Consider the following 14,940-nt stretch of genomic DNA (forward strand, 5'->3'; position numbering starts at 1 on the left):
GGCCTGCCCATGGGCGTGCTGGCTGCCGCGCTGATGCTGTCGGGCTGCGCCGGGGGTGGCGGGTTGGCCGGGGCATGGCCCTTCAACCGCCCGGCCGCCGGCCCCGTCGCGCAAAGCGCCCCTCCCCCGCCGGCCGACCCCGTCCTGGCCTTTGCGGCCCGGGCGCAGCCCGGCACGCAGGATCGCATCACCCTGGCGGATGGCCAGCCCGCCACCGCCCGCCTGGTCCGCGCCTACAACGCCGCCAGTGGGCGCGAATGCCGGGAGGTCGCGATCGTGACCAGCGCCGGCGAAAGGGCGCGCGTGATCTGCGCAACGCCCGAGGGAAGCTGGGCGGAGACGCGCATGCTGCTGCGCGGCGGCGGGATTCCCCGCCCGTGAGCAGCACGGCCAGCGATGGGGTTGGCCTGCCTGACCGCCCGCAGGGCCTCGACCGCGTCCGCAAGGGCTTCCGCATCCAGGGCCGCGTGATCCACGCCCTGGCGCTGCGCGAACTGACCACCCGCTTCGGCCGCAGCCAGCTGGGCTTCGTGTGGCTGGTGCTCGAACCGCTGATGCTGGCCTCCGCCATCGGGCTGATGCACTGGCTGATGAAGCACGACAACCCGGGCCCGATCCCGGTCTTCGTCTTCTACATCATCGGCTACGCGCCCTACTTCGCCTTCCGGGCCATCCTGAACCGCTCGACCTCCGCCTTCCACGCGAACATGACGCTGATGTACCACCGCCAGGTCCGCCTGACGGACGTCATCCTGGCGCGCAACCTGCTGGAAGCGGCGGCGGTGACGGCGGTGCTGGTCCTGGTCATCGGCAGTTCGGCCTGGCTGGTGGACATGCCGCCGGCGGACATCCCGCTGCTGGCCTTCGGGCTGCTGCTGATCTTCTTCTACGCCAACGGCCTTTCCATGATGGCCGCCGCCGCCAGCGCGCGGTGGGAGGTCGTGGACCGCATCGTCCACCCCCTCACCTACCTGTCGCTGCCGATCTCGGGCGCCTTCTTCGCCATGGAGAAGCTGCCGCCGAGCTGGCGCGAGGTCATGCTCTGGAACCCCCAGGTCAGCATGCATGAGATGGTGCGCGAAGGCATGTTCGGGGAGCTGATCACCAGCTACTTCTACATGGAGTACACGATCGGCTGCGTCGTCTTCGTCAACCTGCTGGGCCTTGCCGCGGTCAGGGCCGTGCGGCCCAAGCTCGAATTCTGACGGGCCGGCCGGTGATCATCCTCGACAACGTCTCGAAGCATTACGAGGTGCGCGGCGGCGGCCGAAAGACGGTGCTGCGCAACGTCAGCGCGGTGATCCGGCCCGGGGACGCGGTGGGAATCCTCGGCCGGAACGGCACCGGCAAGTCCACCCTCGTGCGGATGCTGGCGGGGGTGGAGCATCCCTCCTCCGGCCGGATCGAGCGGCGCATGTCCGTCTCCTGGCCGCTCGCGCACGGGATCGGCCTGCAGGCGGCGCTGACCGGCGCCGACAACGCCCGATTCATCGCCCGCATCTACGATCACGACGTGCAGGAGGTCCTGCAGCAGGTCGAGGAATTCGCCGAGCTCGGCAGCTACATGCACATGCCGGTCCGCACCTATTCCGCCGGCATGATGGGGCGCCTGCTGCTCGGCCTGTCCTTCGCCGTGAACTTCGACTGCTACCTGATCGACGAGATCACGGCCGCGGGCGATGCACGCTTCGTCGCCCGCGCGCAGGAAATGCTGTCACTCAAGACCCGGGGCCGTACACTGGTCCTGGTCAGCCATGTGCCTGAACATCTGAAGATCTACTGCCGGACCGCAGCGGTGCTGAGCCATGGCAGCCTGACCTTCTTCGAGGACATCGATGAAGCTGTCGCCACCTATAAGGCCCTCTGAGACCCTTCCGGCCACCGGGGTCGAGGACCAGCGCCTGCCGCCCCGCCTGCCGCCCAAGCGGCAGAGGCGCCGAAGCCTGACGCCCCGGACGGTGAAGGGGTGGTTCATGCTGCTCGTCATCCTGCCGACGCTGCTGGTCGGCACCTACTACGTGACCTACGCGGCCGACCTGTACCAATCCGAATCGCAGCTCCTGGTCCGCGGCCGCGGGGGCGGGGGCGCCAGCGCGGCCGGCGGCATCATCGCCGCCGTGACGGGCGGCGGCGGCGGCGGCCGCGGCGGCATGGACGAAGCCCGGGCCGTGGCCGCCTACATCGACAGCATCGATGCGCTGAACGGCCTGCAGCGGTCGCTCGACCTCGTCTCCATCTGGCGGCGGCCGGAAGCCGACCTCGTCTCCCGCCTCCGGTCGGAAGACCCGCCGGCCGAGCGGCTGCTGAACTACTACCGGCGCCGCGTGACGGTCAGCTACGACATCGAGACCAACATCACCACGCTCCGGGTCCTGGCCTACCGCCCCAGCGACGCGAAGGAGATCGCCGAGGCGCTGATCGCGCTGTCGGAGAACCTGGTGAACCGCTTCTCCGCCCGCACCGCCTCCGACACCATCCGCGTGGCGCGGGAGGAGGTGGAGATCGCCGAACGCCGCGTGCTCGCGGCGCGGGAGGCGCTGAACAGCTTCCGGGAGCGCGAGCAGGCGCTCGACCCCACCCGCAGCGCCGGCGCGGCGATCGAGAACGTCTCGCGGCTCGAGGCGCTTCTCGCGCAGACGCGGGCGGAACTGCAGGAGAAGCGCGCCTTCATGCGGCCGGACAACCCGCAGATCCAGGTGCTGAACAACCGCATCGCCGCGCTGGTCGCGCAGGTGGGCGCCGAACGCGCCCGCACGACGCGCGGGGAGGAAGGGCTGACCCAGCAGCTTTCAGGCTTCGAACGGCTGCAGCTGGAACGCGAATTCGCGGAGAAGCAGCTGACCTCCGCCATCTCCTCGCTGGAAAGCGCGCGGGCCGATGCCCAGCGGCAGGCCGTCTTCCTGATGCGGGTGGTGGAGCCGAACCTGCCCGAGCGCGCCCTCTTCCCCAAGGCCTTCTTCAACACGGTGACCGTCTTCGCCGGGCTGACGATCCTGTTCGGGATCGGCTGGCTGCTGGTGGCAGGCGCACGGGAACACGCGAGCTGACATGACGGATACCGCCTTCCCCACCACCCCGGCGCGCCCCGCGACGGCGTCCGCCCTGGCGCGCTGGCTGCTGGCCGCGGCGCTGCTGCTGCCCGCGCCGCTGCAGGCGCAGGTCTCCGCGCCGTCGCTGCCCTCGCAGCGCACCACGCCGAGCGTGACGCCGATCCCGAGCACCGCCACGCAGGGCACCCAGGCCAATGGCCAGGCCGGCCAGCAGGTGCCGGGCACCACCCCCGCGCAGGGGCCGGGCCTGCCCGCCCTCAATGCCGGGGACATGATCTCCACCTCCCGCATCGGCTCCGCCACCGCGGCCGAGGGCGGGCCCGTCGCGGTCGGCCCGATCGGCGAACCCGGCCGCTTCCCGGGCCCGGCGACGGTGGTCTTCGGCTCCTCCCTGTTCACGCGGGGTGGCCCGGCGGCGTCCGACACGCCCAACCCGAACTACACGCTCCTGCCCGGGGACCGCGTCTCCATCACCGTCTGGGGCTTCGTCGAGGCGTCGATCGTCACCACCGTCGATGCCGAGGGCAACGTCTTCATCCCGCAGATCGGCCCGGTCCGCCTGGCCGGCGTCCGCGCGGGCGACGTGCAGCGCATGGTGGAGACCGAGGTCCGCCGCGTCTATTCGCAGCAGGTGCAGGTCTATGCCGTGCTGCTTTCCGCCGGCCAGGTCGGCGTCTTCGTTACCGGCCAGGTGCGCATCCCGGGCCGCCACCTCGGCTCCGCCTCCGAAAGCGTGCTCGACTACCTCGCCCGCGCGGGCGGGGTCGATCCGGGCCGCGGCTCCTACCGCGACATCACCGTGACGCGCGGCGGCCGCACCGTGGCGCGCATCGACCTCTATCGATTCCTGCTGTCCGGCGAATTGCAGAACCTGCCCCTGCAGCAGGGCGACACCATCATCGTGCCCGCGCAGGGCGCGATGGTCGGCGCCGATGGCGCCGTGCGCAACAACTTCCTGTTCGAGGTGACGGGCCGCACCATGCCGGGGTCGGAGTTGATCCGCCTGGCCTCGCCCCTGCCTTCCGCCACCAATGCGGTGATCCGCGGCACGCGCAACAGCCAGCCCTTCTCCCGCTACACCACGCTGCGCGAACTGGCCGGCATCCAGCTGATGGACCAGGACGTGGTGACCTTCATCACGGATGCGCCGCCGCCCACCGTCCGCGTCTCGGTCGAAGGCAGCCGCATCGGCCCCTCGGTGCTGATCACCGACCGCGACGTCACGCTCTGCACCGTGCTCGACTACATCGCGGTGGACCCGAACCTGGCCAATACCCGCGGCATCTTCCTGCTCCGCCCCTCGGTCGCGGCGCAGCAGGCCCGCATGCTGAACGAGGCGATGGACCGGCTGGAGCGCCAGCTCTTCCTCACCGTCTCCCCCACCACCGGCGTCGCGGAAGTCCGCGCTTCCGAAGCGCAGCTGGTCTCCAGCTACATCAGCCGGGCGCGGCGGACGCGGGCGGAAGGACGCCTCGTCGTCATGGACCGCGGCGGCCGCTGCGCCGATGTGCGGCTCGAGGATGGCGACATCATCGTCATCCCCGAACGGGTGCAGACGGTGCTCGTCTCCGGCGAGGTCACGGCGCCGCAGGCGGTGATCTGGCGGCCCAACCTGACGATCCAGGACTATATCCGGCAGGCCGGCGGCCTGGCGGAGCGCGGCGGCGACAACCAGCTGATGATCCGCCGCGCGAGCGGCGAACTGATCCTGGAGCCGACCGAGCCGCCGCAGCCCGGCGACGAGCTGATCGCGCTGCCGAGGCTGGACCCGAAGAACTTCCAGCTGACGCGCGACCTGCTGAACCTGATCTTCCAGTCGGCACTCTCCGCGCAGGTCTTCACCGGATCGCGCTGACCGGTCGCGATGCCGCGGCGGAACGGGGCGCTGGCCGAAAGGTCAGCGCCCTTTCTGTTGCCGCCAGCCCCCGCCCGCGATAGGCAGGAGCCAGCGAAGACCGGCCCCGAGAGGCCGGCATCATCCAGGGAGGCTCCGCGACCATGATCCATCCATTCGCCCGCCGCACCATGCTCGGGCTCGGCGCCTCGCTCCTCGCCGCACCGTCGCTGCGCGCGCAGGGCCGCTTCCCGGACCGGCCCATCCGGCTGATCGTGCCCTGGGGCGCGGGCGGCACCACCGACATCCAGATGCGGGTGCTGGCCGAACAGGCGGCGCGCCGCCTCGGCCAGCCCGTGATCATCGAGAACAAGGCCGGCGCCGGCGGCGTGCTGGGCGCGCAGCAGATGCTGAACGAACGCAATGACGGCTACGTGATCACGCAGATGCCGATCAGCGTCTTCCGCCATCCGCAGATGGCGCAGCGGCCGCTGTTCAACCCGCTGGAGGATTTCTCCTACATCATCCACCTCACCGGCTATCTCTTCGGCGTGGTGGTGAAGCCGGATGCGCCCTGGAACACCTTCCAGGAATTCCTGGACCACGCGAAGGCGAATCCGGGCCGCGTCACCTACGGCACGCCCGGCGTCGGCACCTCGCTGCACATCACCATGGAACAGATCGCCGGCGCCCGCGGCATCGAATGGATCCATGTCCCCTTCCGCGGCTTCGCGGAGAACGTGACCTCCCTCCTCGCCGGGCAGACGATGGCGCTGGCCGACAGCTCCGGCTGGTCCGAGATGGTGCAGGCCGGCCGCCTGAAGCTGCTGGTGACCTGGAGCGCGGAGCGCGCCAAGCGCTTCCCCAACGTGCCGACGCTGCGGGAAAGCGGCATCGATATCGTCAGCGCCAGCCCCTATGGCCTGGCCGGGCCGAAGGGCATGCACCCGGATGTGGTGCGCGCGCTGCACGATGCCTTCCGCGAAGCGCTGCACGACCCCGCGCATATGGCGGTCCTCGACCGCTTCGACATGGCGCCGATGTATCTCGGCCCCGATGAATACGCGGCCGATGCGCGCCGCACCTATGCGACGGAAGGCGAGATGATCCGCAAGCTCGGCCTGCGGCTCTGAGCATCGCCACCGCGCATATCCGCTGCGGCGACGATCTTCGCCCCCGCCTGGCCGATACGGGCTGGGCGGGGGACTACCTGCCGATCAGCGATCCCGTCTGCGTCGGCGCGGTGAATGACGAACCGCTGATGGCCTATCTCGGGCTGCGCGCCCGGGTCATCGCCCTGCATGCGAAGGTGGATCTGCAGGAGGCGCGGCTGCGCCTCGGGCGCGAATACATGGCGCTGAATGCGCTCGACCGCTTCGACCGCGTGCTGCTGTGGTTCGAACATGACCTCTGGGACCAGGCCGCGCTGATCCGCGTCCTGTCCCTGCTGGCCGGGCGACGGGGGCTGGAGGGCAGGCTCTTCCTGATGCCCGCCGATGGCAGGCGCCCCTTCATGGCGCTGTCCGATGCGGAACTCGCCGCGCTGGTCCCGCAGCCGCTGACGCTCCCGCAGTTGGAAGCGGGCGCCGAGGCCTGGGCCGCCTTCGCCGATCCGGACCCGGAGGCGCTGGACCGGCTGTGGCGCCGCGCGACGCCCCTGCCCCACCTGGCCCATGCCATGCGCCGCCACCTGCAGGACCTGCCCTGGCGCGCCGACCGCCTGGCGCTGACCGAACGCCAAGTGCTGCGCGCCGTGGCCGATGGCGCCACGACCCTGGCCGATGTCATGCGGGCGCAGCACGCCGCCGACGCCACCTTCCCGCAGACCGACCTGATGCTGCTCGACCTCCGCCAGCGCCTCTCCACCGGGCCGCTCAGGCTGCTCATGCCCGGGGAGGCCTGGGCCCTGGCCGATCGCGGCCGCGCCGTGCTGGCCGGCGAGGAGAAGCACCGCCCCCCGCCGCGCTTCCAGGGCGGCGTGGCTGTGCGCCCGGACCCACCCTGGCAATGGGACCCCCGCGCCACCGGCGTGCACCGCGCCTCACCGTAGGGCGGCGAAGAAATCCCGCAGCAGGGTGGCGGCCTCGCTCTCCCGCACGCCGCCCACCACCTCCGGCGCATGGTGGCAGGTGGGCTGGCCGAACAGCCGCGGGCCGTGTTCCACCGCGCCGCCCTTCGGGTCATAGGCGCCGAAGACCACGCGCTTGACCCGGAAGAAGGCGATGGCCTGGGCGCACATGGCGCAGGGCTCCAGCGTGACCGTCAGCGTCGCCTCCGGCAGCAGCTTGTCGCCGGTCACGCGCGCGGCCTCCCGCAGCGCCAGCATTTCCGCGTGCGCGGAGGGGTCGCGGCGGGCCTCCACCTCGTTCCCCGCCACCGCCAGCACGCGGCCGGCGGCATCGGTGACGACGGCGCCGACCGGCACCTCGCCCCGCGCGGCGGCGTCGCGGGCGGCGTCGAGCGCGATTTCCATGGGTGACGGCGCGTTCCGCATGGCGGCGATGCTTGCTCCGGCGCGCCCCGACCGTCTAGCAACGGGCGATGAAAAAACGCCCGGTCATCGGTGTCACCCTGGATGCGGAACCCGCCGGCGGCTGGTCGAAGCTGCCCTGGTATGCGCTGCGCCAGAACTACCTCTCCGCCGTCATCGCCGCGGGCGGCCTGCCGGTCGCGCTGCCGCACCATCCCGAACTGGCCGCCGACTACCTCGATGCCATCGACGGGCTGCTGGTCACGGGCGGCGCCTTCGATGTGGATCCGGCCCTCTGGGGCGGCGGCCCGCCGCATCCCAAGGTTACGCTGAAGCCCGGCCGCACCGATTTCGAGCTGGCCGCGACGCGGACCGCCCTGGCCCGCGACATGCCCGTGCTCGGCATCTGCGGCGGCCAGCAGCTCCTCGCCGTCGCCTTCGGCGGCACGCTCATCCAGCATATCCCGGATGAGGTGCCGGGCGCGCTGGCGCATGAACAGCCGAATCCGCGCACGGAGCCGGGGCATGAGGTGGCGGTCGCGCCCGGCACCCTGCTGGCCCGCATCACCGGCACGGACCGCCTGGCCGTCAATTCCGCCCATCACCAGGCCGTCGCGACACCAGGCGCCGGCGCCGTGGTGAATGCCCGCGCCCCCGATGGCGTGGTGGAGGGCATCGAGCATCCCGGCCACCGCTTCGCCCTCGGCGTCCAGTGGCACCCCGAATATGCCGTGGATCCGCGGGACCCCGTGATCCTCGCCGCCTTCGTGGAGGCCTGCCGGTGACCGACGAAACCGAGGACGCGGCGCCCGAGGCCGAGCGCGGCGAGCGACTCGCAAAATACCTGGCCCGCGCCGGCATCGCGTCGCGCCGCGACGCCGAGAAGCTGATCGCCGAGGGCAAGGTGAAGATGAACGGCAAGGTGGTGGAAACCCCCGCCACCTTCGTCACCGAGGGCGCGCGCATCAGCGTGGACGGCAAGCCCGTCCAGCCCGCCGAACGCACCCGCCTCTTCCGCCACCACAAACCCGACGGCGTGGTCACCACCCACAAGGACCCGCAGGGCCGCCCGACGGTGTTCGAGCGCCTGCCCCCCGCCATCGGCCGCGTCGTCTCCATCGGCCGCCTCGACCTGACCAGCGAGGGGCTGCTGCTGCTGACCAATGACGGGGAGCTGGCGCGCAAGCTGGAACTGCCGAGCAATGGCTGGCTGCGCCGCTACCGCGTCCGCGTCTATGGCGCGGTGGATGAGAAGTCGCTGGCCGCGCTCTCCCGCGGCATCACCGTGGATGGCGTCGCCTATGGCCCGATCGAGGCCGGGCTCGACAGCCGCCGCGGCGCCATCGCCTGGCTGACGGTGAGCCTGAAGGAAGGCAAGAACCGCGAGATCCGGCGCGTGATGCAGCATCTCGGCCTGCACGTCACCCGGCTGATCCGCACGGCCTATGGCCCCTTCCAGCTCGGCACCCTGCCCAAGGGCGGCGTCGAGGAAGTGCATCCGAAGGTGATGCGCGAACAGCTCGGCATCGGGGAGGCGCCGCAGAAGAAGCGGCGGCGGGAGCAGGAGGAAGCCGCCGCCGCCGCGGCCGCCGCGCCCCCGGAACCCGTCGCGCCCAAGCCGAAGCGCGTCCGCCCCGAGAACATCCCCCGCGCCCGCAATGCGGAGCCGCCGAAGCCGAAGCATGCTGCGAATCGTCGCCGGAAGCCATCGCGGCCGTAGGCTCGCCGCGCCCCCCGGCGACACCACCCGCCCCACGGCGGAGCGCGTCCGCCAGGCGGTCTTCGACATGCTCTGGCACGCCCCCTGGGCGGGACGGGCGGTGGTGGAGGAGGCGCGCGTGCTGGACGCCTTCGCCGGCACCGGCGCGATGGGTCTGGAAGCGCTGAGCCGCGGCGCCGCCCATGCCACCTTCATGGAGCGCGACCGCGCCGCGCTGGCGGCGCTGCGCGCCAACATCACCGCCTGCCGGGAGGAGCCCCGCGCGCGCGTGGTGGCCGGCGACGTGCTGAAGCCCCCCGCCGCCGCGACCCCCTGCGGCCTGGTCTTCCTCGACCCGCCCTACGCTCAGGACCTGGTCCCGCGCGCCCTGGCCGCGCTTTCCGCCGCCGGCTGGATCGCCCCCGCCGCGCTGGTGGTGGCGGAGCTGGGGCGGGAGGAAGCGCTGGCGGCGCCCGGCTTTTCCGAAGTCGCGATGCGGGAGCATGGCGCGGCGCGGGTCGTCTTCCTGCGCGCGGGATAGCCTACCCCGCCACCTCGGCCGCCACCGCCGCCACCTGCTCCACCAGCCAGCGCAGCCCCGCATCCACCGCCTGCCGCTCATGCCAGGCCGCCGACAGCACGAAGGGCCGGATCGGCAGCGGCGGCGCGAAGGCGCGCAGCCCGAAGCGCGGCGCGTAGTTCTCCACCACCCGCCGGGGCATGGTGACGATGGTGGGGGATGCCGCGACGGCGGCCAGCGCCGGCAGGAAGGACGGCATCGCCGCCACCACGCGCCGCCTCAAGCCCTGCCGCGCCAGCGCCGCATCCACCGTCCCCTCCAGCCCGCCGCTGAGCGACACCAGCACATGGTCCAGCGCGCAGTAGAGCGGCAGATCGATCTGCCGCCGGCGTCGCAGCCGCGGATGGTCGGGCGACCCCGCCACCAGGTAGGTCTCCTCATAGAGCCGCCGCGTCGCGATCCCGGCTGGCCGGCGCGGGAAGAAGCCTAGCGCCAGGTCGGCCTCCCCCTCCGCCAGCGCCGCCATGGCGGCGTCCCGCGCATGCGGCCGGAAGGACAGGCGCAGCCCGTCGCCGGCCGCCGCGAAGCGCGCCAGCAGCGGCGGCCCGAAGCGGGAGGCCTCGTAATCGAGCCCGGTGATCCGGAAGACGCGGTCGCTGGTCGCGGGATCGAAGGGCAGCGGCGGCGCCACCGCCTGCCGCGCCAGGCCGAGGACGCTCGCCACCAGCGGTGCGAGGTCGAGGCAGCGCGGCGTCGGCTCCACGCCGCCGGGCCGGCGGATGAAGAGCGGGTCGTCGAAGATGTCGCGCAACCGCGCCAGCGCATGGCTCACGGCCGGCGCGCTGAGGCCAAGGCGGTTCGCCACCTCGGCCAGCTTCCGGTGGCGCAGCGCCTCGTCCAGCACCAGCAGCAGCGTCAGGTCGAGGCGACGGAGTTTCATCTCGCTCATGTCGCCATTCAGAACATTCAATGGAGGAAAGTGCCAGCGGAACCCATCCTCCCCGCAACAGGAACGGGGGCTCCATGCGCATCGGCATCATCGGCGGCGGCAATGTCGGCCAGGCGCTGGCCTCCGCGCTGAGGCGGGCGGGCCACGATCCCATCCTGCTGCTGCGGAACCCGGGGCCTGGGGATGCGCCCCTCGCGCCGCTGGCCGATGCCGCGGCCTATATCCTCGCCGTGCCCTTCGGCGCCGCCACGGAGGCCCTGGCCGCCATCGCGCCCGGCGGCACCCCCGTGCTGGATGCCACCAACCCGCTCGCCATGGGCCCGGATGGCCTCGGCCTCTCGCTCGGCTTCGACGACAGCGGCGCCGAACGCATCGCCCGCGCCTTCCCGGGGCTGCGACTGGCAAAAATCTTCAACACCACCGGCGCCAATGTCATGGCCGATGCCGCCCGCTTCGCGCCGCGCCCCGTGATGTTCGCCGCCGGCGACGATGCCGGTGCCAAGGCCATCGCGCTGCGGCTCGCCACCGATATCGGCTTCGAGGCCGTCGATGCCGGCCCGCTCCGCGCCGCAAGGCTGCTGGAGGCGCATGCGATGCTTTGGATCGACCTCGCCATGCGCCGCGGCCTCGGCCGGGACTTCGCCTTCGCGCTGCGGCGGGCCGTGCCATGAGCCTGCGCGACCCCAACGCGCTGCGCCCGAAGCGCATCGCCCTCGTCATCGCCAACCCCGCCATCTCCACCACCACCGGCTGGCCGGTCGGCTTCTGGTGGAGCGAACTCGCCCATCCCTGGCTCGCCTTCCACGAGGCCGACTACGCCACGGAGGTCTTCAGCCCCGATGGCGGCGCCTGCGAGGGCGATGCCTTCAGCGACCCGCGCCACGCCTCCGGCTATTCCGCCGACGACATTGTCAGCCGCGGCTTCATCGAGACGCCGCACCTGGCCGCCCTCGTCGCCGCGACGAAGCCCGTCGAGGCCATCACGCTGGACGATTTCGACGCCATCCTGGTCGCCGGCGGCCAGGCGCCGATGTTCACCTATGACGCCGCGATCACGCTGCAGGCGCGGTTCACGGCCTTCCTCGAATCCGGGAAGGTGGCCGCCGCGCTCTGCCACGGCACCGCCATCCTCTGCCACGCCACGCGCTCCGACGGCACGCCTATCGCGAAAGGGCGCACCGTCACCGGCTTCACCAATGTCGAGGAGGATGCGGCGGACGAGGCCGCCTGGGCCATGGGTGCGCTGCCGCGCGACCGGCATGTGATGCCCTGGCGGATCGAGGACCGGCTGCGCGCCCAGGGCGCCAACACCATCCAGGCCGGCGCCTGGCGCAGCTTCGCGGTGCGGGACGGCAACCTCGTCACCGGCCAGCAGAATTTCTCCGGCGCCGCCACCGCCGCCGCCGTCATCGCCGCCCTGGGAGCCTGACCGCATGATGCTGCCCCGCCGCGCCCTCCTCGCCGCGCCCCTCCTGCTCGCCACCCCCGCCCGCGCCCAGCCCCGCCCGGCCATCGTGCTGGTGCATGGCGCCTGGATGGGCGCCGCGGTCTGGGACCGCACCGCCACCGCCCTGCGGGCCCAGGGGTTCGAGGTGCTCACCCCCGAACTCCCCGCCCATGGCGCGGACCCGATGCCGGCCACGGAAGCCTCGCTCGACCGCTACGTCCAGGCCGTGCTGGCCGCGATCGGGGACCGGCGCGACGTGGTGCTGGTCGGCCACAGCTTCGGCGGCATCGTCGCCGCAGCGGTGGCGGAAGCGGCGCCGGAGCGCCTGCGCCGGCTGGTCTTCCTCGCCGCCTATCTCCCCGCCTCCGGTGACAGCGCCTACAGCCTTTCCCAGCGCGACCCCGCCAGCCTGGTGGGGCGGTTCTGGCGGCAGGACGACCCCGCCCGCTACTCCCCGGCCTCCATCGCAGCGGAGGGGATCGTCGAGACCTTCTGCGCGGATTGCGGCGCGGCGGATGCCGCCTGGCTGGTGGCGAACCACCGGGCGGAGCCGGTGCCGCCCCTCGCCACCCCCGTCACGCTGACGGCCGCGCGCTTCGGCGCGGTGCCCAAGGCCTATGTCGTGACGACGGAGGACCGCACCCTCACCCCCGAATTCCAGCGCGCCATGCTGGCCGCCGCCGGCATCACGCAGGTGGCGGAACTCCCCACCTCCCACACCCCCATGCTCGCCGCGCCATCCGCGCTGGCGGCGGCCATCGCATCCCTCGCCCAGCCCTGAGGAGCCCCAGCGAATGCCCTTCACCGGACAATGCCATTGCGGCGGCGTGCGCTACCGCATCACGGGGGAGGCGATCGGCGTCATCGTCTGCCACTGCCGGGACTGCCAGCAGATGCACGGCAACGCCAACGCCATGCTCGCCGCGCCGAGGGACTCCGTGGTGCTGGACGCCGCGGAGACGCTGACCTGGTACGAATCCAGCCCCGCGGCGGAACGCGGCTTCTGCACGCGCTGCGGCGGCCGGCTGTTCAAGCGGCCGCGCCAGGGCGACCGGCTGCTGGTCTCCGCCGGCACCATCGACCCGCCGACGGGGATGAAGACCATCCGCAACGTCTGGGTGGAATCGAAGGGCGACTGGTACGAGATCCCCGCCTGAGGCTACCCCTGCCCCCCCAGCGTCACGCCGAGCTTCGCATACATCGCCGCCAGCCTGGCGTCGTAATGCGCGGCGTCGAACAGTGCCGCCTGCCGCGGCCCCCGCCAGGCGAGTTCCGCGCGCAGCTCGTCATTCGCGTCCAGCGCTTGGATCGCCTCCGCCATCGCCCGCGTGTCGTAGGGGTCCACCATCACCCCGGCATCGCCCACCACCTCGGGCAGGGAGGAGGTGTTGCTGGTCATCACCGGCGTGCCCAGCAGCATCGCCTCCAGCACCGGCAGGCCGAAACCCTCATAGAGCGAGGGGAAGAACACCGACCGCGCGCCGCGGATCAGGCTGACCAGCAGGCGGAAGGGCGCGTAGTCCAGCAGGATGACACGGTCACGCAGCTTGCGCGTCATGCCCTGCGGGCCATCGGTCTGCGATCCCTCGGGGTAGTCGCGCCGGTCATCCTCGTACAGCAGGGCCAGTTCCTGGCGCACCTGCCAGCCATGCTTGCCGCAGATCACCAGCGGCCAGGGGCTGCCGGACGCCAGGTAGGCCTCGATCATCCGCCCGACATTCTTCTTGGGCTCGATCGCCCCGAAGAACAGCCAGTAGCCCCCCCAGGGCAGGCCGAAGGCGCCCTGCACCTCCGCCCGCGCCAGCGCCTCCGGCTTCTGCACCAGGGCGGCGGGCAGTTCCGCGCATTGGTAGGTGACGGAAATCCGCTCCTCCGGCACGCCCAGCAGGTTGATGATGTCGCGGCGCGAGGCTTCGGAGACGGTGGCGATGTGGTCGGCCTCCGCCGCGATGCGCCGGACGGTGCCCAGGAAGCGGCGCTTGGAATCCAGCGTGGCGTAGGGCAGGCGAAGCGGCACCAGGTCGTGGATGGTGTAGATGTTCCGCGCCCCCTCCGCCTTCAGCGGCAGCGGGAAGGTCCAGTGCATCACGTCCTGCCGGTCCGGCAGCTTCACCACGCCGAAGGCGCGCGCCGGCGTCGCGCGCTGCATCGCCGCGCGGAACAGGCCGGGGGCGTTCCACAGCCGGTCGGCATGCGGCAGACGCGCCTCCAGCCCCCGCCGCACCACCCGGTCGGTGAGCGGCACCGCGCGCGCCTTGGCACCCATCGACAGCCTCAGCCGGGCGCGGAAATCGTCATAGGCCTGCTGGGCGCGGGTCATGCCGCGTGGCGGCCCGTCATACAGCCCGACCTCCCGCAGCAGGTCGTCGCGGCCGCCGGATGTGGGCTGGCCGTAGAGCACGCCCACCTCCGCGCCCAGCGCATGCAGCCGCTGGGTCAGGTTGCGGCAATAGGTCGCGACCCCCGTGCCCTGCTCCAGGGCCAGGTTGTACCCATCGATGGCGATCCGAGGCTTCAGCACCGTCATCCATCTCCCGCCGCGCGCCCGGCGGTTAAGCCCGCGCCGCGCCCATGCCGTCAACCCGCGCCCGGCGCCGATCACGCCGTCGCGCGCAACCGCCATGGACTACGCTTGCGCTGGACGCAGCCCACCGGTTGATGCTTGATCCCCTGGCGCGCAAGGGCAGGGCCACCATGCAACCGACGGATCGGATCGAACAGGCGGAGGTTGCCCCGGCGCGGGCCGCCTCCGGGGCTGGAATCGTCCTGGCGCACGCCGCGGCGCTGCTGCTGCGCGCCATCGCGATCGCCATCCTGGCCGCGCCGGTGGTCATCGGGCTCGTGCTGCTGGCCCGCTGAGGGCCCGGGGCCGCGAAGCACCGCGATACCTGCTCGACACGGCGTTGCCTTTCTTTTTCCAAAGCCGTGCGACATACCGGCGGAAACCGCCGCAGCATCCCCGGCGGACACC

At 72.1% G+C, this 14,940-nt stretch carries 18 protein-coding genes; 15 read left to right on the forward strand and 3 right to left on the reverse strand.

All coding sequences use genetic code 11. From position 1 onward, the window contains the following. Positions 1 to 9 precede the first annotated feature (9 nt). The 7 genes from JJI54_RS21070 (at position 10) to JJI54_RS21100 (ending at position 6,934) form a co-directional block, all read left to right on the forward strand. Positions 10 to 381 (forward strand): DVU3141 family protein, encoded by a 372-nt coding sequence (locus tag JJI54_RS21070; protein WP_203075041.1) that lies wholly within the window; start codon positions 10 to 12, stop codon positions 379 to 381. Continuing rightward, positions 378 to 1,205 carry an ABC transporter permease gene (locus tag JJI54_RS21075; protein ID WP_203075042.1) on the forward strand — a complete coding sequence of 276 codons (828 nt, stop codon included), beginning with the start codon at positions 378 to 380 and terminating at the stop codon, positions 1,203 to 1,205. The genes JJI54_RS21070 and JJI54_RS21075 overlap by 4 nt, the downstream gene beginning before the upstream one ends. Positions 1,206 to 1,216: 11 nt before the next feature. Continuing rightward, the gene (locus tag JJI54_RS21080) at positions 1,217 to 1,867 is read left to right on the forward strand and encodes an ABC transporter ATP-binding protein (RefSeq protein WP_203075043.1); all 651 of its coding nucleotides are present in this window, start codon (positions 1,217 to 1,219) and stop codon (positions 1,865 to 1,867) included. A gap of 106 nt (positions 1,868 to 1,973) precedes the next feature. Next, positions 1,974 to 3,047, forward strand: coding sequence for a capsule biosynthesis protein (locus tag JJI54_RS21085; protein ID WP_226381976.1), 1,074 nt, complete (start codon positions 1,974 to 1,976; stop codon positions 3,045 to 3,047). A 1-nt stretch (position 3,048) separates the two neighbouring features. Beyond that, positions 3,049 to 4,905, forward strand: a complete 1,857-nt coding sequence (locus tag JJI54_RS21090) for a polysaccharide biosynthesis/export family protein (protein ID WP_226381977.1) — start codon at positions 3,049 to 3,051, stop codon at positions 4,903 to 4,905. 143 nt (positions 4,906 to 5,048) lie between these two features. Next, entirely contained in the window at positions 5,049 to 6,017 is a 969-nt protein-coding gene (locus JJI54_RS21095; RefSeq protein WP_203075045.1) for a tripartite tricarboxylate transporter substrate binding protein, read from the forward strand. 110 nt (positions 6,018 to 6,127) lie between these two features. Beyond that, positions 6,128 to 6,934, forward strand: a complete 807-nt coding sequence (locus JJI54_RS21100; protein ID WP_203075046.1) for a (2Fe-2S)-binding protein — start codon at positions 6,128 to 6,130, stop codon at positions 6,932 to 6,934. On the opposite strand, the gene JJI54_RS21105 is transcribed toward JJI54_RS21100, so the two are convergent. Then, positions 6,926 to 7,357 (reverse strand): nucleoside deaminase, encoded by a 432-nt coding sequence (locus JJI54_RS21105; RefSeq protein WP_203075047.1) that lies wholly within the window; start codon positions 7,355 to 7,357, stop codon positions 6,926 to 6,928. The genes JJI54_RS21100 and JJI54_RS21105 overlap by 9 nt on opposite strands. 68 nt (positions 7,358 to 7,425) lie before the next feature. Between JJI54_RS21105 and JJI54_RS21110 the strand changes: the two genes are divergently transcribed. Genes JJI54_RS21110 through rsmD form a run of 3 tightly spaced genes read left to right on the forward strand, consistent with a single transcriptional unit; the run spans position 7,426 to position 9,594 of the window. After that, positions 7,426 to 8,139: a gamma-glutamyl-gamma-aminobutyrate hydrolase family protein gene (locus JJI54_RS21110; protein ID WP_203075048.1), complete on the forward strand. Its 714-nt coding sequence runs from the start codon at positions 7,426 to 7,428 to the stop codon at positions 8,137 to 8,139. Then, entirely contained in the window at positions 8,136 to 9,074 is a 939-nt protein-coding gene (locus JJI54_RS21115) for a pseudouridine synthase (protein WP_203075049.1), read from the forward strand. The genes JJI54_RS21110 and JJI54_RS21115 overlap by 4 nt, the downstream gene beginning before the upstream one ends. Beyond that, positions 9,037 to 9,594, forward strand: a complete 558-nt coding sequence (gene rsmD, locus JJI54_RS21120) for a 16S rRNA (guanine(966)-N(2))-methyltransferase RsmD (protein WP_203075050.1) — start codon at positions 9,037 to 9,039, stop codon at positions 9,592 to 9,594. The genes JJI54_RS21115 and rsmD overlap by 38 nt, the downstream gene beginning before the upstream one ends. A 1-nt stretch (position 9,595) precedes the next feature. Here the strand turns inward: rsmD and JJI54_RS21125 are convergent, their stop codons facing one another. After that, positions 9,596 to 10,522, reverse strand: a complete 927-nt coding sequence (locus JJI54_RS21125) for a LysR family transcriptional regulator (protein ID WP_203075051.1) — start codon at positions 10,520 to 10,522, stop codon at positions 9,596 to 9,598. A gap of 74 nt (positions 10,523 to 10,596) precedes the next feature. On the opposite strand from JJI54_RS21125, the gene JJI54_RS21130 reads away from it, so the two are divergent. The 4 genes from JJI54_RS21130 to JJI54_RS21145 are packed head-to-tail and all read left to right on the forward strand — an operon-like array spanning position 10,597 to position 13,126. Beyond that, a complete protein-coding gene (locus JJI54_RS21130) occupies positions 10,597 to 11,193 on the forward strand; it encodes an NADPH-dependent F420 reductase (RefSeq protein WP_203075052.1) in 597 nt (198 codons plus the stop codon). Continuing rightward, complete coding sequence (locus JJI54_RS21135) at positions 11,190 to 11,951, forward strand: type 1 glutamine amidotransferase domain-containing protein (RefSeq protein WP_203075053.1); 762 nt, start codon at positions 11,190 to 11,192, stop codon at positions 11,949 to 11,951. The genes JJI54_RS21130 and JJI54_RS21135 overlap by 4 nt, the downstream gene beginning before the upstream one ends. 4 nt (positions 11,952 to 11,955) lie before the next feature. Beyond that, positions 11,956 to 12,750, forward strand: coding sequence for an alpha/beta fold hydrolase (locus tag JJI54_RS21140; protein ID WP_203075054.1), 795 nt, complete (start codon positions 11,956 to 11,958; stop codon positions 12,748 to 12,750). A 13-nt stretch (positions 12,751 to 12,763) separates the two neighbouring features. Continuing rightward, on the forward strand, positions 12,764 to 13,126 hold the full coding sequence (locus JJI54_RS21145) for a GFA family protein (RefSeq protein ID WP_203075055.1): 363 nt from the start codon (positions 12,764 to 12,766) through the stop codon (positions 13,124 to 13,126). A 2-nt stretch (positions 13,127 to 13,128) separates the two neighbouring features. Here JJI54_RS21145 and JJI54_RS21150 read toward each other — a convergent pair whose 3' ends face one another. Next, positions 13,129 to 14,490 carry a glycosyltransferase family 4 protein gene (locus JJI54_RS21150; RefSeq protein ID WP_318987545.1) on the reverse strand — a complete coding sequence of 454 codons (1,362 nt, stop codon included), beginning with the start codon at positions 14,488 to 14,490 and terminating at the stop codon, positions 13,129 to 13,131. A gap of 173 nt (positions 14,491 to 14,663) precedes the next feature. Here JJI54_RS21150 and JJI54_RS21155 point away from each other — a divergent pair, with 173 nt between their 5' ends. Continuing rightward, positions 14,664 to 14,828: a hypothetical protein gene (locus JJI54_RS21155; protein WP_203075056.1), complete on the forward strand. Its 165-nt coding sequence runs from the start codon at positions 14,664 to 14,666 to the stop codon at positions 14,826 to 14,828. Positions 14,829 to 14,940: the final 112 nt, after the last annotated feature.

The organism is Falsiroseomonas ponticola (assembly GCF_016805305.1).
In the GTDB taxonomy this organism is placed as follows: domain Bacteria; phylum Pseudomonadota; class Alphaproteobacteria; order Acetobacterales; family Acetobacteraceae; genus Falsiroseomonas; species Falsiroseomonas ponticola.

What these genes read in the sequence shown, in the direction of transcription:
- JJI54_RS21070 (WP_203075041.1), top strand. Translation starts at nt 10, where the DNA reads ATGGGCGTGCTGGCTGCCGCGCTGATGCTGTCGGGCTGCGCCGGGGGT.
- JJI54_RS21085 (WP_226381976.1), top strand. Translation starts at nt 1,974, where the DNA reads ATGCTGCTCGTCATCCTGCCGACGCTGCTGGTCGGCACCTACTACGTG.
- JJI54_RS21090 (WP_226381977.1), top strand. Translation starts at nt 3,049, where the DNA reads ATGACGGATACCGCCTTCCCCACCACCCCGGCGCGCCCCGCGACGGCG.
- JJI54_RS21095 (WP_203075045.1), top strand. Translation starts at nt 5,049, where the DNA reads ATGATCCATCCATTCGCCCGCCGCACCATGCTCGGGCTCGGCGCCTCG.
- JJI54_RS21105 (WP_203075047.1), bottom strand. Translation starts at nt 7,357, where the DNA reads ATGGAAATCGCGCTCGACGCCGCCCGCGACGCCGCCGCGCGGGGCGAG.
- JJI54_RS21110 (WP_203075048.1), top strand. Translation starts at nt 7,426, where the DNA reads ATGAAAAAACGCCCGGTCATCGGTGTCACCCTGGATGCGGAACCCGCC.
- rsmD (WP_203075050.1), top strand. Translation starts at nt 9,037, where the DNA reads ATGCTGCGAATCGTCGCCGGAAGCCATCGCGGCCGTAGGCTCGCCGCG.
- JJI54_RS21125 (WP_203075051.1), bottom strand. Translation starts at nt 10,522, where the DNA reads ATGAGCGAGATGAAACTCCGTCGCCTCGACCTGACGCTGCTGCTGGTG.
- JJI54_RS21130 (WP_203075052.1), top strand. Translation starts at nt 10,597, where the DNA reads ATGCGCATCGGCATCATCGGCGGCGGCAATGTCGGCCAGGCGCTGGCC.
- JJI54_RS21135 (WP_203075053.1), top strand. Translation starts at nt 11,190, where the DNA reads ATGAGCCTGCGCGACCCCAACGCGCTGCGCCCGAAGCGCATCGCCCTC.
- JJI54_RS21140 (WP_203075054.1), top strand. Translation starts at nt 11,956, where the DNA reads ATGATGCTGCCCCGCCGCGCCCTCCTCGCCGCGCCCCTCCTGCTCGCC.
- JJI54_RS21145 (WP_203075055.1), top strand. Translation starts at nt 12,764, where the DNA reads ATGCCCTTCACCGGACAATGCCATTGCGGCGGCGTGCGCTACCGCATC.
- JJI54_RS21155 (WP_203075056.1), top strand. Translation starts at nt 14,664, where the DNA reads ATGCAACCGACGGATCGGATCGAACAGGCGGAGGTTGCCCCGGCGCGG.